The 14,487-nt window shown below is 65.5% G+C and carries 16 protein-coding genes; 8 read left to right on the top strand and 8 right to left on the bottom strand.

Annotated features, from left to right (window positions below; all coding sequences use genetic code 11):
- Positions 1-79 precede the first annotated feature (79 nt).
- Genes AACZ65_RS14665 through AACZ65_RS14650 form a run of 4 tightly spaced genes read left to right on the top strand, consistent with a single transcriptional unit; the run spans position 80 to position 3,451 of the window.
- Positions 80-526: a TIGR01244 family sulfur transferase gene (locus AACZ65_RS14665; RefSeq protein ID WP_102105947.1), complete on the top strand. Its 447-nt coding sequence runs from the start codon at positions 80-82 to the stop codon at positions 524-526.
- Positions 523-1,242 (top strand): 2-dehydro-3-deoxygalactonokinase, encoded by a 720-nt coding sequence (locus AACZ65_RS14660; protein ID WP_339672068.1) that lies wholly within the window; start codon positions 523-525, stop codon positions 1,240-1,242. Before AACZ65_RS14665 ends, AACZ65_RS14660 begins: the two co-directional genes overlap by 4 nt.
- Complete coding sequence (locus AACZ65_RS14655; RefSeq protein WP_339672067.1) at positions 1,239-2,459, top strand: glycosyltransferase N-terminal domain-containing protein; 1,221 nt, start codon at positions 1,239-1,241, stop codon at positions 2,457-2,459. Before AACZ65_RS14660 ends, AACZ65_RS14655 begins: the two co-directional genes overlap by 4 nt.
- Complete coding sequence (locus AACZ65_RS14650; RefSeq protein ID WP_339672065.1) at positions 2,456-3,451, top strand: tetraacyldisaccharide 4'-kinase; 996 nt, start codon at positions 2,456-2,458, stop codon at positions 3,449-3,451. The genes AACZ65_RS14655 and AACZ65_RS14650 overlap by 4 nt, the downstream gene beginning before the upstream one ends.
- Here AACZ65_RS14650 and AACZ65_RS14645 read toward each other — a convergent pair.
- From AACZ65_RS14645 to AACZ65_RS14615, 7 genes are all read right to left on the bottom strand, one after another.
- On the bottom strand, positions 3,444-4,757 hold the full coding sequence (locus tag AACZ65_RS14645; RefSeq protein WP_339672064.1) for a pitrilysin family protein: 1,314 nt from the start codon (positions 4,755-4,757) through the stop codon (positions 3,444-3,446). The two genes, AACZ65_RS14650 and AACZ65_RS14645, sit on opposite strands and share 8 nt — an antisense overlap.
- Positions 4,754-6,094, bottom strand: coding sequence for a pitrilysin family protein (locus AACZ65_RS14640; protein ID WP_339672063.1), 1,341 nt, complete (start codon positions 6,092-6,094; stop codon positions 4,754-4,756). The genes AACZ65_RS14645 and AACZ65_RS14640 overlap by 4 nt, the downstream gene beginning before the upstream one ends.
- 74 nt (positions 6,095-6,168) lie before the next feature.
- Complete coding sequence (locus AACZ65_RS14635; RefSeq protein ID WP_037273411.1) at positions 6,169-6,684, bottom strand: DUF3035 domain-containing protein; 516 nt, start codon at positions 6,682-6,684, stop codon at positions 6,169-6,171.
- Positions 6,685-6,735: 51 nt separating this feature from the next.
- Positions 6,736-7,206, bottom strand: coding sequence for a signal peptidase II (gene lspA, locus AACZ65_RS14630; RefSeq protein WP_339672060.1), 471 nt, complete (start codon positions 7,204-7,206; stop codon positions 6,736-6,738).
- 7 nt (positions 7,207-7,213) lie between these two features.
- Positions 7,214-8,803: a bifunctional phosphoribosylaminoimidazolecarboxamide formyltransferase/IMP cyclohydrolase gene (gene purH / locus AACZ65_RS14625; RefSeq protein WP_339672058.1), complete on the bottom strand. Its 1,590-nt coding sequence runs from the start codon at positions 8,801-8,803 to the stop codon at positions 7,214-7,216.
- 24 nt (positions 8,804-8,827) lie between these two features.
- Positions 8,828-10,582 carry a heparinase II/III family protein gene (locus tag AACZ65_RS14620; protein WP_339672056.1) on the bottom strand — a complete coding sequence of 585 codons (1,755 nt, stop codon included), beginning with the start codon at positions 10,580-10,582 and terminating at the stop codon, positions 8,828-8,830.
- Positions 10,583-10,677: 95 nt separating this feature from the next.
- Positions 10,678-11,946 (bottom strand): RsmB/NOP family class I SAM-dependent RNA methyltransferase, encoded by a 1,269-nt coding sequence (locus tag AACZ65_RS14615; RefSeq protein WP_339672054.1) that lies wholly within the window; start codon positions 11,944-11,946, stop codon positions 10,678-10,680.
- Between the two features lie 69 nt (positions 11,947-12,015).
- Between AACZ65_RS14615 and AACZ65_RS14610 the strand changes: the two genes are divergently transcribed.
- From AACZ65_RS14610 to sigJ, 4 genes are all read left to right on the top strand, one after another.
- Positions 12,016-12,207 (top strand): DUF1674 domain-containing protein, encoded by a 192-nt coding sequence (locus tag AACZ65_RS14610; protein WP_339672052.1) that lies wholly within the window; start codon positions 12,016-12,018, stop codon positions 12,205-12,207.
- 95 nt (positions 12,208-12,302) lie between these two features.
- Complete coding sequence (locus AACZ65_RS14605) at positions 12,303-12,686, top strand: hypothetical protein (protein WP_339672050.1); 384 nt, start codon at positions 12,303-12,305, stop codon at positions 12,684-12,686.
- The gene (locus AACZ65_RS14600) at positions 12,683-13,222 is read left to right on the top strand and encodes a hypothetical protein (protein WP_339672049.1); all 540 of its coding nucleotides are present in this window, start codon (positions 12,683-12,685) and stop codon (positions 13,220-13,222) included. Before AACZ65_RS14605 ends, AACZ65_RS14600 begins: the two co-directional genes overlap by 4 nt.
- On the top strand, positions 13,219-14,091 hold the full coding sequence (gene sigJ / locus AACZ65_RS14595) for an RNA polymerase sigma factor SigJ (protein ID WP_339672047.1): 873 nt from the start codon (positions 13,219-13,221) through the stop codon (positions 14,089-14,091). The genes AACZ65_RS14600 and sigJ overlap by 4 nt, the downstream gene beginning before the upstream one ends.
- A gap of 31 nt (positions 14,092-14,122) precedes the next feature.
- Here sigJ and AACZ65_RS14590 read toward each other — a convergent pair whose 3' ends face one another.
- Positions 14,123-14,476 (bottom strand): dihydrodipicolinate reductase, encoded by a 354-nt coding sequence (locus AACZ65_RS14590; RefSeq protein WP_339672045.1) that lies wholly within the window; start codon positions 14,474-14,476, stop codon positions 14,123-14,125.
- Positions 14,477-14,487 lie beyond the last annotated feature (11 nt).

Here is a 14,487-nt window from a genome sequence, read left to right as displayed (position 1 = left end):
TGCGCGTGACGTATCGCCGCGCGCTGCTCTGTCACTGCCGCGTGTGTGCCATTGAATCCGGATCGGGATTTGCGCATAGATGGGGCAAACCCTGCTGGAGAGCCTTATGGACCTGCGCCCGATCACCCAAGATTTTACCGTATCCCCGCAGATCGAGGTGGGGGATGTGGCCGCTGTTGTCGATGCCGGATATCGTTCGATCCTTTGCAACCGCCCGGATGGCGAGGATTACGGGCAACCGGCCTATGATGCCGTTGCCGCCGCAGCAGAGGCGGCGGGGCTTGCGGTGCGGTGGGTGCCTATTGTGTCGGGGCAAATGACACAGGCCGCATTGGATGAGTTTCGCGCCGCACTCGATGAGATGCCCAAGCCCATCCTTGCCTATTGCCGGACCGGCACGCGCTGCACGATGCTGTGGAGCATAACGCGGTTTGACGATCTGGGTGGGGATGAAATCCTGCGCGCCACCGCCGAGGCGGGCTATGATATGTCCGGTCTCGTGGCGCAGCTTGAACGCCGGCAATGACCGACTGGGCCGTCATCGGCCATGACGGAGAGAGGGCGCGCGCCTTTGTGATGCAGGGTGCGCGGATTGTTCAAGAGGCCACGGCGCCCGATGAGTCGGCTGCGCGGGCCATGCTGGCATCGATGCCGCACAGGATTTTCCGGGTTGGAGAAGGACAGGGGGATCGCCTGCCAGCACAGATCATGCCGCAGGGTGCACGGGGGCTGGCACCGCTTGTGCAGGACAACCCGCCCGATGTCATCGACGCCTGGGTGCGTCTGTTGCTGATCGGGCTCTTGCAGGGACGGACGCAATGGGACGGTGTGGCGTGGGTGGTCGGGCGCGACCTGAGCCATTGGGTGCATCTGAGTGCGGGCGAGGCTATCAGTTGCCAGAGTTTCATGACGCCAAGGCTGGTGCGGCTCTTGGGGGGCGCCGCAGAGCCTTGTGATGTGGCCCTGGCCGATACGTTGAGCCGCCCGGAGCGTCTGGCGGCGTATCTGCGTGGGGCTGAGGTGCGCGGGTCTGCGACGGCGCTGACGGGTCACCTTTTGGCGGCGGAACTGGCGGCAGCGCGCCCCTATTGGCTGGGACAGAATGTGGGGCTGGTCGCGTCGGGTGACGCGGCTGAGAGCTATGCCGTTGCGCTGCGTGGGCTTGGCGTGCCGGTTGAGAGGATCGCGCCCGAGAGCCTGATTGCGCCTGCTCTTGCGGCGATTGACGGGGCGATGGTATGAGCCGGTCGCTCAGCCTCTCGGCCTATCTGGCCTATGCGCGCCGGGCTGGGCGCGCAGGGCCTGCGCCGGATCAGGCGCGCCCGCCGGGGCCGCTTATCTGGGCGCATGCGGTCGATGCCGCAAGGGCCGATACGCTGGTGCATCTGGCCGAGCGTTTGGCGGCGCAGAGGCGGGGTCTTCATCTATTGCTGACCACGGCGAGCACGACACCCGCGCGCACCGACACGGCGGCGTCGGTCGTTTGGCAGACGGTGCCCGAGGACAACCTGCCCGCCGCCGAGGCATTTCTGGGCCATTGGCGGCCTGATATATGCCTCTGGACCGGGGGCGATTTGCGGCCTGCGTTGTTAATTTGTGCCGCGCGCATGAACATTCCTCTCTATCTTGTCGATGCCGATGAAGAGAACCTGGATCGGGCAAGCTGGCGCTGGTTTCCCGACATGCCGCGCGCGGTGTTGGGGCTGTTTACGGAAATCCTGACACGAACCGAAGCGGCGGCGCGGCTGGTCCGCCGGTTTGGGGCGCCCGAGCGGATTGTGACCGTGACGGGCGCGTTTCAGGAAGGGGCGATGACGCTACCCTTTAGTGCCGCCGAGCGCGAAGAGATGGCGGGCCTCTTGCGCAGTCGCCCGATCTGGCTGGCGTCGCGTATCCATCGCGATGAATTGGCAACCGTGCTGGAGACCCATCGCGAGGTGAGCCGTCTGGCGCATCGTAGCGTTCTGATCGTGGTGCCGGACGATTTGCAGGATTGCGCCGGGATGCGCGCCACGCTGGACGCGCAGGGCTGGCGGGTCGCGGTCTGGTCCGAAGGCGAAATGCCAAGCGAGACAACGCAGGTAATTCTGGCCGATACGCGGGGCGAGATGGGCCTGTGGTATCGCCTGGCCCCGGTGACATTCATGGGCTCGTCGCTGGTCTCGGGCCAGCATGGGCGCGATCCCAACGAGCCTGCCGCGCATGGATCGGCGATCCTTTATGGCCCCAACGTTGGCCGCTACCTCAACCGGTATTCGCGCTATGCCGAGGCCGGGGCGGCGCGGATCGTGCGCGACAGCGCAACGCTCACGGCGGCGGTTCAGCGATTGATTGCACCGGATCAGGCGGCGGTGATGGCCCATGCGGCCTGGGACGTGGCCTCGCGCGGGGCGGCGGTGACCGACCGGATTCAGGATATGCTGCTGGATCGGCTGGATCGGCTGGACGCCGCGCGATGAGCATGCCCGCGCATTGGTTCACGCCACCGGACCGACCCGGCCTGCGCGCGCGGTTGTTGACGCCTTGGGCGCACTGGCGGGCGCGCGGCAAGCGGGTGGATGGCGAGGGCTGGCGTGCGCCGGTGCCGGTGATCTCGGTCGATGCATTGGCGGCGGGGGGTGTGGGCGCGTTGCCTGCGGTGCTGGCGGTGGTCGGGCATATACAGCGGTTGGGGTTTGCGCCTGTGATCCTTGCGCGGGGCGGGTCAGGACCGCTCCGGGTAGAGCCGCGCCGCCATGGGGCGGCAGAGGTTGGGGCGGCTGCGCTGCTGGCTGCGGATTTCGCGCCGACCTGGGTTGCGCCCGACTGGGCATCGGGCGCGCGGGTGGCCTTGGCTGAAGGCGGGGCCGACTGTCTCGTGATGATGGGGGGGCTGCGCGATCCGGCGCTGGTCAAGGATGTATCCATTGGCGTGGTCGATGCGGTGCGGGGGTTCGGCAACGGACGCTGTCGCCCGGCGGGGCCGCTTGCGGAACCTCTGGAGGCTACGCTGGCGCGGGTTGATCTGCTGATCCCGGTCGGGCCGCGCGCCGCGCAAGAGCGATTTGCAGAGCTTTGGCGTGCGCGGCTCGACATGCCAAGGATGCTGGGGGAGCTGTGCCCGCTGCCCACCGGCATGGAGTGGGAGGGGGCGCGGCTTTTGGCCTTTGCGGGGGGCGAAGATCCTGGGCTCTTCTTTGCCACCTTGCGCGGGCTTGGGGCAGAGCTTGTGCGCTTTGAGGCGTTGGCGACAGAGGAGGCCTATGGCTCGGCCCTGCTCGCGCGGCTGGAGCGCGAGGCCTACCTGCGGGCGGCGCAACTGGTCACGACGGAAGAGGATGCCGTGCGTTTGCCAGAGGCGTTTCGGCGTAAGGTCTTAAGCCTGCCGATGCGGCTGAATCTGCCGGACAAGGCCCCCCTGGATGCGGCCCTGACGCGGGTGGGATTGCGTCAGGGCGGCGGGGTCAGTTGAGCGTGCTGTCCAGCCCTTCGGGCTGACCCACCACCACAAAGGTCAGCGCCTCGGGATCAAGGAGGTCGCGCGCGACGCGGTTGATGTCCTCGAGCGTGACGGCATTCACCTTGTCATTGCGGGTGGTGATGTAATCGGTGGGCAGCCCCTCCATCTGCATGCCGACGGCGATGTCGGCGATGGGGCCGTTCCCCTCGAATTGCAGGGGATAGGCGCCGGTCAGATAGGTCTTGGCGTTTTCCAGCTCTTCGGGGGTGACACCGTCGGTGTGCATCCGCGCCCATTCCGCGCGAATGACGCTGATCGCCTCGGCGACACGGTCATTGGCAGAGGCGACGGACCCCATCCAAAGCTGGGCCGCGTCCTTGTCGGCAAGGTAGGAATAGACACCATAGGTCAGCCCACGCTTCTCGCGCACCTCGGTCATCAGGCGGCTTTCAAAGCCGCCACCGCCGAGGATATGATTGAGGATATAGGCGGCGAAGAAATCGGGATGATCGCGGTCAATGCCGGGTTGGGCAAAGGCCACGATGGATTGCGGGGTGGCGAAATCCGTGACCTTGACGCCGCCGGGCAGGTTGGGATCAGCCGCGCCCGGCAGGGGGGCGCCGGTTTCGGGCAGGTCGCCAAGAAGCCTGTCGAGCAGAGCGGCAAGCTCTGCCTCGGTGATGTCGCCCACGGCGGAAACATAGATCCGGTCCCGTGCAAGAGCGCCCTGATATGCGGCCACGATATCGTCACGCGTGAGCGCGGTCACGCTCTCGACCGTGCCATCAAGCGATGATCCATAGGGATGATCGCCGAATACGAGGCCGTCAAACGCCTTTGCCACGATATCGCGCGGGTCAGTTTGGGCGGAGTTGATAATCGAGAGTATTTGCGCGCGCACACGCTCGATGGCGTCCGGGTCAAAGCGCGGTTCCACGAGGCTTGCGCGCAAAAGATCAATCGCCTGATCGCGGTTCTCGGTGAGGAAGCGGGCAGAGACGCTGACCCGGTCATCATTGACCGAATAGTTGAAATCGGCGGCAAGGGATTCAGAGGCGCGGGCAAAACCCTGCGCGTCCATCTCGGCGGCACCTTCTTCGAGAAGCCCGACCATGAGATTGGTCACACCGCGCTTGCCCTCGGGGTCAAGAGAGCCACCGCCGCGAAAGCGCAGTTCGAGTGCCACGAAGGGGATCGAGTGATCCTCGACCAGCCAGGCATTCAGTCCGCCGGACGTGGTGATTTCCCGCACGTCGATATCTGCGCGTGCGGGGAGAGCGGCCATCAGCAGAACAAAACTCAGAACGAAACGGATCATTGCGTGACCTCCGGTGCCATAAGCCAGCCTGTGACGGATTGGGTGCGGTCCAGCACATCGCGCGCGGCCTGCATGATCTCTTCGGCGGTGGTAGCCTGGATGAGAGCGGGCCATGCCTGCACATCGGCCACGGTCAGGCCTTGGGTCAGTGCCTGCCCATAACGCTGGGCCAAGCCCCCGGCATCGTCACGGGCATAGGTTTCCGAGGCGCGGAACTGCATCTTGATACGCTCAAGCTGGTCGGCATCCACGCCGGTTTCGAGAAAGGTGATCAGAGCCTCGTCCATCGCGGCCTCTGCCTGTTCCAGCGTGACACCTGGTGCGGGCACGACAAAGAGGTCAAAGGTGGTGTCATCGAGCGACAGGCCCGAATAAGACGCGCCGACCTGCACCGCTGTCTGGGTCTGGAACTGAAGTTCTTCGGCCAGAAGCGAGGTTTGACCGCTGCCCAGAATGTCGGCAAGCAGGGTCAGTGCCGCGGCTTTTTCCTGTGCGCCGCTGTCGCGCTCGGGTGCCAGATAGGAGCGGGTGACATAGGGTTGCGAGACGCGCGCGTCGCGCATGGTGATCCGGCGTTCCGCCAGTTGCGGTGGCTCTTGCGGGCGGGCGCGTTCGGGCAGGGCGGGATTGGCGGGGATGGGGCCGTAATAGGTTTCGGCCAAGGCGCGCACATTCACGGGGGTGACATCGCCCGCGACGATCAGGATGGCATTGTTGGGGGCATAGAAGGTCCGGTAGTAATCAAGCGCCGCGTCGAGATCGAGCGCCTCCATTTCGTGTCGCCATCCGATGATCGGCACGCCGTAGCGGTGATTGAGATATTGCATCGCGTTCTTTTGTTCACGGAACAGCGCGCCGGGGCTGTTTTCGACCCGTTGATTGCGCTCTTCGATGATCACGTCGCGCTCTGTCAGGATGTCCGCCTCGTCCAGTTGCAGATTGGTCATGCGGTCCGATTCCATCCGCATGATCAGCTCAAGACGATCGGCGGCGATACGTTGGAAATACGCGGTATAGTCATAGCTGGTAAAGGCGTTGTCCGAGCCGCCGTTGCGCGCCACGGTGGCGGAAAATTCGCCCGGTGCCATGGTCTCGGTGCCCTTGAAGAGCAGATGTTCGAGGAAATGCGCGACACCCGACACGCCTGGTGTCTCGTCGGCGGACCCGGCACGATACCAGAGCATCTGCGTGACCACGGGCGCGCGGTGATCCTCGATCACCACCACATCAAGCCCGTTGTCGAGCGTGAAATGCGTCACCTGATCGGCAGTCGAGGCCGATGTCGGGGCAGCAAACGGCAAAAGGGCCAGCGTCAGCCCGGCGAGGAAGTGTCGCATATACGGTCTCCGGTCTATGTCGCGTTTGATTTGGTAGATACGCCTTGGCCGCGCCGTTTCAAGCGGGGTGGCGTTCACTCTGGCGGGGGCGGACTCGCCGGTGTTACCACGCCACGACTGCGCAGGTAGCGTTCTTCGGCATAGGCATCCAGCCATTCGCGGCGGTAGGCCTGCACGTAATCGTCGCCCGGCAGGAAGCGCAGCACATCGACGCGGCCATGCGCCTGACGCAGCGCTTTGTCCTCGGCGGCGAGAGTCTGGCGGATGGCCGGGGTGGTGGCCCCGAAACGATTGGCATGATTGACAAGCGCGCCGTTGCTCGCGACCCCGCCTGCCGGATTGCCGCCAAGGGCGGCCACGCCATCGGCGAGGGGATTTTGATCGGTGAGGTTGCTGCCGCCAGGGTTCGGCGCGGGTAAGCTGGCCAGATCCTCGGGCGTTTGCAAGGGCTTGCCGGGAATTATGGAAAACTCGTCAGGCCCGTTTCCGGTATGACGAATCTTGCTGAGCGTGACGTCGTCGCGCCCGCCGCACCCGGCCACGAGCGTGGCCACAAGAAAGGTCAGAACTGTCTTTCGCGGCATCGTCATCGCCACTCTCCTGCAAGGTCATGGGAGCTTTATCGCATTCAATGCGCAAGGTCACGAGGGCTTTTTGCCCGAAGGCAGCAGAACCATGCCAAAGGCACCGGCAAACACGGCGATATCGGCCACGTTGAATGCATAAGGGTTGGAAATCCCGCAACAGGACATGTTGAGAAAATCCGCCACCGCCCCATAGATAAGCCGGTCGATCACATTGCCGAGAGCGCCGCCCACCAGCAGCCCGGCGGCGAACCGGTGCCAGCGCTCCAAGGGTTCGTTATGCACCCACCACAGAACCGCGCCCGAGATGACCAGCGCCACGGCAATCAGCACCCACCGGGTGAGCGGATCATCGCCCGCCAGAATCCCGAAGTTGATGCCGTAGTTCCACGCCATGCGCAGATTGATAAACGGCGGCCAGAGGTCGATGGAACCGAGGCTGCGCAGGTCCATCATATGCACCACAAGATACTTTGTGGCCTGATCCAGCAGGAAAACCCAGAACGCCGTCCAGAATACAATCCGCATCGGCGCGTCAGTGCCGGAAATGGCGCATGCCGGTGAAGACCATGGCCAACCCCGCCGCATCTGCCGCCGCGATCACCTCGTCATCGCGCATCGAGCCGCCGGGCTGAATGATGGCGGTGGCACCCGCCTCGGCGGCGGTCATCAGCCCATCGGCAAAGGGAAAGAACGCATCCGAAGCCACGACGCTGCCTTGGGTCAAGGGCGCGGCCAGCCCGAGGGTTTCGGCCATGTCCACCGCCTTGCGCGCCGCGATGCGGCAGCTATCGACCCGGCTCATCTGGCCTGCGCCCACGCCGACGGTGGCCCCGTCCTTGACGTAGACGATGGCGTTGGATTTGACGTGTTTCGCCACTTTCCACGCAAAGAGCAGATCCTCCAGTTCGCGCGGATCGGGCGCGCGTTTGGTCACAACCTTGAGATCGGCTGCGTTGATACGGCCGTTGTCCTTGTCCTGCACGAGATAGCCACCCGAGACCTGTTTGATCATCCGACCTGCGGTGGCAGGATCGGCCAGCCCGTCTGTCAAGAGCAGGCGCAGGTTCTTCTTCTTGGCAAAAATACTCATGGCACCGGCGTCTGCGCCGGGGGCGATCACCACTTCGGTGAAAATCTCGGCAATTTCTTCGGCGGTGGCGGCATCGAGCGGCTGGTTGAGCGCGATGATGCCACCAAAGGCGGAGGTGCGGTCACAGTCGAAGGCGTGTTTATAAGCCTCGAGCAGGGTCGCGCCGCGCGCCACGCCGCAGGGGTTGGCGTGTTTGATGATGGCGCAGGCGGGGCCATCGGCGGGGGCAAATTCGCTCACCAGTTCAAAGGCTGCGTCAGTGTCGTTGATATTGTTGTAGCTCAGTTCCTTGCCCTGCACCTGCCGGGCGGTGGCCACGCCGGGGCGCTCTGAGCCATCGGTGTAGAAGGCCGCCGCCTGATGCGGGTTTTCGCCATAGCGCAGCGTTTGTGCCAGCGTTCCGGCAAAGGCGCTGCGGCGGGGTGCGGCCTCGCCGATGGCCCCTGCGAGCCAAGTGCTGACCGCCGCGTCATAGGCGGCGGTGCGGGCATAGGCGATCTGTGCCAGACGCTGCCGGAACGCCTGTGTCGTGTGGCCGTCATGCGCATCAAGTTCCGCCAGAAGCGGCGCGTAATCGGCCACATCCACCACCACGGTGACAAAACCGTGGTTCTTGGATGCGGCGCGGATCATCGCCGGGCCGCCGATGTCGATATTCTCGACGCAGGTCTCATAGTCGCCGCCGCGCGCCACGGTTTCCTCGAACGGATAGAGGTTGACGACCAGAAGGTCGATGGCACCGATGCCATGCGCCTGCATCGCCGCCTGATGCTCGGGGTTGTCGCGCAGCGCCAGAAGGCCGCCATGCACCATCGGATGCAGGGTCTTGACGCGCCCGTCCATCATCTCGGGAAAGCCTGTCACCTCGGCCACGTCACGCACCGCGAGCCCCGCGTCGCGCAGCGCCTTGGCGGTGCCTCCGGTGGACAGGAGTTCGACCCCGCGTTCAGCCAATGCGCGACCGAGCTCAAGAAGCCCGGTCTTGTCGGAAACGGAGAGAAGGGCGCGGGTGATGGGCGCTTGATCGGTCATGTCGGGCGGTCCTGCCTTGTCGGTTCAGTCGTCGGCCACGGGATCAAGCGCCTCCTCCTCGACATCGCGGATGCCGACCGGGGTATCTTGCGCCTTGGCCAGTGACCATCTCAGATGGGTCGCATAGTCCATCGCGCGGCCGGATAAAACGATCTGTTTGGTCGCACGCGGTTTGAGCCGCGTTTTTTCAAGATACACACTTGGTTGCAAGGACAAAGCGGCGCGCCCGTCGCTGCGGAAGACCCAAATTTCGCCGCTGCGCAGCGCCAGGGACACCGCCGCACCGCCCATATCGACCGATGCGTCGACATCCGGGTGCAGATGAAAGCGGATATCGTAGGTGATGCCCTGCATTCGGCTGTCGTCAAGGGCGCGATCAAAGCGGCGCTTGTCCATCTCTTCGATGGCGAGCAGCATGTCTTCGCCCGCAAGCCCACGGCCGTCCGAGGTCAGATCGAGTTGCCGAACATGGGTCAGGCCATGGCTGCGCCGATAGCCGTCCTGCGCCCCTTCGAAACGCAGCCCGTCGGGGGCCTTGGTCAGGTTGACCGGCACATTGCGCGGGGCTTCACTCAGCCATTCGGGGTGGCGTTTGTCGTTGCTGAGCCGCGCGCTGGATCCATTGGCAAGCACAAGTGTCGAATGCGAGGGCGTGGCGCGGCCCGCGCGTCGCCAGTCTGGTCCAAAGCTGTTGCCCGAGCCGCAACTGACGATTAGCGGGCGCCGCCCCGAGGTCAGTTCGAGCGCGAGGGTTGAGGCATGCGCCCCGGCAGAGGCCGGGCCGGTGGGGGGCGGTGCCGCGTCTATGATGACGCTGGTGCGGCCCGCGCCAAGCCGGGCAAAGCCCATGGCCAACCCGTCCATGCGCCGCGTCTTGACCCCGCTGGTGGCCAATGCGCTGTCGAGCCGCCCTTCCAACCCGCGCCCGCCGCCGTGAAAGCGCGCGAGACCACCATCGGCATGGCGCAGGCTGCGCAGGGTGGGGGCAATGCGCTCGATCGCGCGCCAATGCGCCTCGCCTGCGGTTCGACCGGATTCGCTCAGGGCCATGGCGGCCCAGGTGAGCAGGGTGAAAACCTCGAGCAGTTCCTCGGGATTGCGCGTGGGCACACCGCCTTGCGCGTCAATCTGGTCGGAGCATTCTCGTGCCAGTGCCGTCAGCGCCGGGTCGAGATGTGTTTGCATCCCCTCAAGCGACAGCCCGGCATAGATGAGGCCCGTCAGCGCCTCGAACCGGGGCAGGCCGGGGCGGGCGGCCTGCCAGCGCCTGGACAGGAATGCCGTCTGTTGTGCCAAGGACCGAAAAAAGGGGGCGGAGGCCTCTGAGGGTTGACCGCTGAGCACGAAGAGCGCTTGGCTGATCCAGCGAATCAATCGCCGGCCGGTCAGGTCCGGTGTCCAGCCCGGTCCGGTGCCTTTGCCGTAGCGATCGATCCAAGCCCAAAGCCAGGCTTGCGCGCGCGCGCGCGCCGGGGTGTCGCCTGCTGCCGCCAAATCGTCGAGCCAGCCAAAGCCGTGCAATTGCGCGGCAAAGGCTGCGTCGGGCGGATCAAGATCCCAGATGTCGGTGTCGGGGGCTTCGATCAAGTGCCCGGCAAAGACGAAATTCCCGGCGCAGAGCTGTCGGCCACGGGCAAGGTAGCCGATGCTGCGCGGTTCTGGCTGCGACAGAAAGGCGGTGGCGGGACGGCTGAGAGCGGCTCGGCGTGCCGCCACGCGGTTCAGCAGGCGCGACCAGCGCTCTGGCCAGCGTTCTGGCAAGGGATCGGATGTGGACATATGCCGTGCCTCTGGACGCTTCTTTCGGCGTTGATGGAGGCACTATAGCGGTGGGGTGTGGTCAAGTCACCGTTTCTTTGAAGGGGCTGGGGGAGTTAAAATCGCAGGCAGGCGATGTAGAATCCATCCATTCCGCCCAGGTCTGCCCAGTAATCGGGCCGCAGGCGCAGCCCGCCCTCTTCGGTGATCCAGGCCGGGTCAATTCCGGGATGCTCCAAGGCGACCCGATCGACGCGCAGGCCGGGGTGACGTGCCAGCGCCTCTTCCACCTGACATTCGCCTTCGTCGGGCAAGAGCGAACAGGTGCAAAACACGAGCCGCCCGCCGGGCTTCAGCAAGGTCAGCGCATGGTCGAGCATCTCGGCTTGCAAGCTGATAAGCGCGCCAAAGTCTGAGCCGTCCTTGGCGTGAGGCAGGTCGGGGTGACGCCGGATGGTTCCGGTCGCGGAACAGGGTGCGTCAAGCAGAATGGCATCATAGGGACCGCCCTGATGGGTGCGCGCGTCCTCGACCCGGCAGGTGGCGGCAAGGCCGGTGCGGGAGAGGTTTTCGGCCACTCGCGTCATGCGGCGCTCTGACAGGTCGAGAGCTGTGACTTGTGCGCCCGCCGCCGCCAATTGCAGCGTCTTGCCGCCAGGCGCGGCGCAGAGGTCAAGCACCTGCTCGCTGGGTTTGGGGGCCAGCACCTGCACCGGCAGGGCGGCGGCCGCATCTTGCACCCACCACGCGCCCTCGGCATAGCCGGGTAGGGCCGAGACCTGCCCCGGATCGGTGCGCCGCAGCGAGCCGGTGGGCAAAAGCGTGGCCCCCAGGGCTTCGGCCCAACCCTCGGGGTCGGATTTCACGGTGATGTCGAGGGCGGCCCCGGCGAAATGCGCGCGCTCCATGGCGGTAACGGCCGCCTTGCCCCAGGCCTCGACCAGCGGACCGCGCAGCCAGTCGGGCAAGCCGGGCAGTCGCAGGTCGTTCCAACTGCGCGGTGCCTCGTCGGCCAGTTTGCGCAGCACGGCGTTGACCAGCCCCTTGAGATTGGCGTGCCGCGCGCTCTGACCCACGATGTCAACGGCGGCATTGACCACGCCATGCGACTCGCCGCCCTGCGCCAGTTCGACGGTGGCCAAGCGCAGCACGTTATAGACGGGCAAAGGCGGTGTCTTGCGCAGGTGGCGGGACAAGAGGCGGTCGGCGCGCGCCAGCCCGCGCAGCGTCTCAGAGGCCAGCCGTTGCGCGCGTGCGCGGTCGGCGGGGCTGAGCGGGTCGAGCGCACCCCCGGCGATGAGATCCGAGAGCAGCCGTCCATCCCCCAGCACGCGGTCGAGCAGATGCGCCGCGGCTGAGCGGGCGGTGGCGGTGTGCTTTTTCATGGGCCATGTCCTTGGCGAGGGGTTGGCTGTGCGATATATCAGGGGGGTCTTGCCAAGGAAAGCCCGACCATGACCGATGATGACAGCACCCCGATCCGCGATCTGCCCCCTGCTGCGCAACGGGCGTTGACAGAGGCCGAGGCACGGCGCAAGGCCGCCGATGCCCTGGACCTGCCCCGCGAATTGGGGGGGCGGCGCGAGGGGCTGGAGCCCGTACGCTATGGCGATTGGGAGAAAAAGGGCCTCGCCATCGATTTCTAAACCGGGCGGGATAGCCCCCGATCCCCGCTCTTTTTCAACATCGCCTGTCACAACTTGGCCTTCCGTTTCGTCTTTACGGGACAAGGAGGTGCTAAATGACGCGATCTTTCATAGCTCTTGTGGCGGCGTGGTGCGGGGGTATCGGGCTTTGGCTCGTGGTCTCGCCCGGGGGATTCTACGCCACCATTCCCGGCGTGTCCGACACCGGCGCGTTCAACATTCATTTTTTCCGCGACGTGGGTCTTGCCTTTGTGGCCTCTGCATTGGCACTGGGTGTCGGGGCGGTGCTGCGCGATTGGCGGGTGGCGCTGGCGGGGGCCGGATTCCCACTGCTGCACGGCGGATTGCACCTTGCCGAGGCGGTTGATCACGGGCCGCATGGCGGGGCGGGCGAGCTGGTCGCCACTGTGCTGCCCGGGCTGATTGCGCTGACCGCCGCTTTGTGCCTAAGGATCAAGACACCGGAGGGCAGGTCATGATGCGCTGGCTACTGAACATCGGGTTTCGACGCTTTGCGCGGCTCAATGATTATGACACGACCTACCTTCAGGAGATGACCGATGCATGGCCCGGTGCAGGGCTGCGCTATCTATTCCTGCCTGCGTTGAGCCGGTTGACCGGGCCTGATCCCGATATCTGGGCGGGCGCGATCCTTGCTTCGGTGTTGGACGGCGATTGCGGCCCCTGCGCGCAGCTTGTGTGCAATGATGCGCTGGCGAAGGGGGTGGACCCCCTGTGTCTGGCGGCCTGCCTGAGGCGCGATTTCGCGGCGGCGGGGGCGGTGGGGCTTGGCTTTTGCTTTGCAGAGGCGGCGATCGAGGGGGCGGAGGATGCCGAGGCATTGCGTGCCGAGATCGTTCAGCGGCACGGGTCGCGTGCGGCCATCGCCGCAGCGTTCGCCGCCGCCTCGGGACGGGTCTATCCAGTGCTCAAGCGCGGGCTGGGTCATGGCGCGGCCTGCCATGCGATCAGGCTGGGTGAAAAGGACATCGCGGTTGTGAGGGCAGATACATGACCGGTGACGCGCTGCATATCTTCGAGACCGAGCGCCCGCACCTGACGGCACTGGCCTACCGGATGCTGGGCGAGCGCGCTGCGGCCGAAGACGTGGTTCAGGACGCGTGGCTGCGCTGGTCCGCGCATGCGGCAACGGTTGAGGCGCCGCGCGCATGGCTGCGGCAGGTGACGACGCGATTGGCGGTGGACGCGCTGCGCAGCGCGCGGGCACGGCGCGAGCACTATGTCGGCCCGTGGCTGCCCGAACCGATCATCGCCGAGGTGGACGAGGCCGATGGCGCGACGCAAATGGCGCTGGCCGAGGAGTGCCACCTTGCTCTTTTATGGGCGATGGAAAGGCTCGGCCCAGAGGACCGCGCGGCGTTCCTCCTGCGGCGCGTGTTTGATGCCGATTATGCCGAGATCGCGACCACGCTCGGCCGCAGTGAGACCGCCTGTCGTCAAATGGTAAGTCGTGCCGCCGCGCGTCTGAGGACCGCGCGTCCGCGTTTCGCGCCAGACGAGGGCGCGGTTCGGGTAGCACTTGAACGCTTTGCGCAGGCGGCGATGGCACAGGATCACGCCACGGTACTTGCCATGCTCGCGCCGGATGTCACAGCCATCAGCGATGGCGGCGGCAAGGCGCGCGCGGCGCTGCGGTCGCTCATGGGGGCGTCGGAGGTGGCGCAGGTGATCCTTGCGGTCGCGGCAAAGGCCGGTCCTGCGGTGCCGCGGTGGGTGCAGGCCAACGGTGCGCCCGCGCTTGCGATTCTCGAAGGGGGAGCGGAGGATGTGCTTTATACGCTGACGCTGGACCGCTCGGGCAAGATCGACTGGATCTACATCATGCGCAATCCCGACAAGCTGTTGAACGCGGTGAGAGCTTGACGCGACTACTCTGGATTAAGCATGCGCCGGCCTAGCGCAGGTAGAGATCCGCAAACTGTCCCGTGCCCTGATCCAAGATGAAGCGGATCGTGTCGCCATTCAGGCGCACCGCCTGACAGTTCGGGCCAAGGTCCATCTTGCCCCAATAGAGGTCTCGGCAGAAGTAATCGCCATTCCAGCGCCATGCGCCGGTGACGTCACGACCAAAGGCGCGGCCTTTGATCTGCCCATCAGAGGTTACGTTCAGGGTGATGCCAAAGCGGGTCAGGTCCCGCCCTTCGATCAGTGACACGAACCGGTCGCGTTTGGTAACGGGGGCAAAGCCCTCTGCCATGGCAGGGGCGGCCAGTCCGAAAAACAGTAGGGCAGCAGAAAGAACGCGCATCGGGACACCAG

The sequence above is a fragment of the uncultured Roseovarius sp. genome, from assembly GCF_963972555.1.
Classification (GTDB): Bacteria; Pseudomonadota; Alphaproteobacteria; order Rhodobacterales; family Rhodobacteraceae; genus Roseovarius; species Roseovarius mucosus.
This window is presented reverse-complemented; position numbering and strand designations above follow the sequence as displayed.